The 926-nt window shown below is 51.4% G+C and carries 1 rRNA gene; it reads right to left on the reverse strand.

The window, feature by feature from the left end:
- Window positions 1-926: ribosomal RNA gene (locus AYY16_RS13105) — 23S ribosomal RNA — on the reverse strand; the annotation flags it as partial.

Here is a 926-nt window from a genome sequence, read left to right on the forward strand (position 1 = left end):
CCCCCCTTCGCAGTTACCACCAGTACGGGAATATTAACCCGTTATCCATCGACTACGCTTTTCAGCCTCGCCTTAGGGGTCGACTCACCCTGCTCCGATTAACGTTGAACAGGAACCCTTGGTCTTCCGGCGTGCGGGTTTTTCACCCGCATTATCGTTACTTATGTCAGCATTCGCACTTCTGATACCTCCAGCAACCCTCACAGGTCACCTTCAACGGCTTACAGAACGCTCCCCTACCCAACAATATTTACATATCGCTGCCGCGGCTTCGGTGCATAATTTAGCCCCGTTACATCTTCCGCGCAGGCCGACTCGACCAGTGAGCTATTACGCTTTCTTTAAATGATGGCTGCTTCTAAGCCAACATCCTGGCTGTCTGAGCCTTCCCACTTCGTTTCCCACTTAATTATGACTTTGGGACCTTAGCCGGCGGTCTGGGTTGTTTCCCTCTTCACGACGAACGTTAGCACCCGCCGTGTGTCTCCCGTGATAATATTCTCCGGTATTCGTAGTTTGCATCGGGTTGGTAAGTCGGGATGACCCCCTAGCCGAAACAGTGCTCTACCCCCGGAGATAAATTCACGAGGCGCTACCTAAATAGCTTTCGGGGAGAACCAGCTATCTCCCGGTTTGATTGGCCTTTCACCCCCAGCCACAAGTCATCCGCTAATTTTTCAACATTAGTCGGTTCGGTCCTCCAGTTAGTGTTACCCAACCTTCAACCTGCCCATGGCTAGATCACCGGGTTTCGGGTCTATACCCTGCAACTAATTCGCCCAGTTAAGACTCGGTTTCCCTGCGGCTCCCCTATTCGGTTAACCTTGCTACAGAATATAAGTCGCTGACCCATTATACAAAAGGTACGCAGTCACACCACAAGGGTGCTCCCACTGCTTGTACGTACACGGTTTCAGGTTCTTTTT

Source organism: Morganella psychrotolerans, from assembly GCF_001676155.1.
GTDB lineage: Bacteria > Pseudomonadota > Gammaproteobacteria > Enterobacterales > Enterobacteriaceae > Morganella > Morganella psychrotolerans.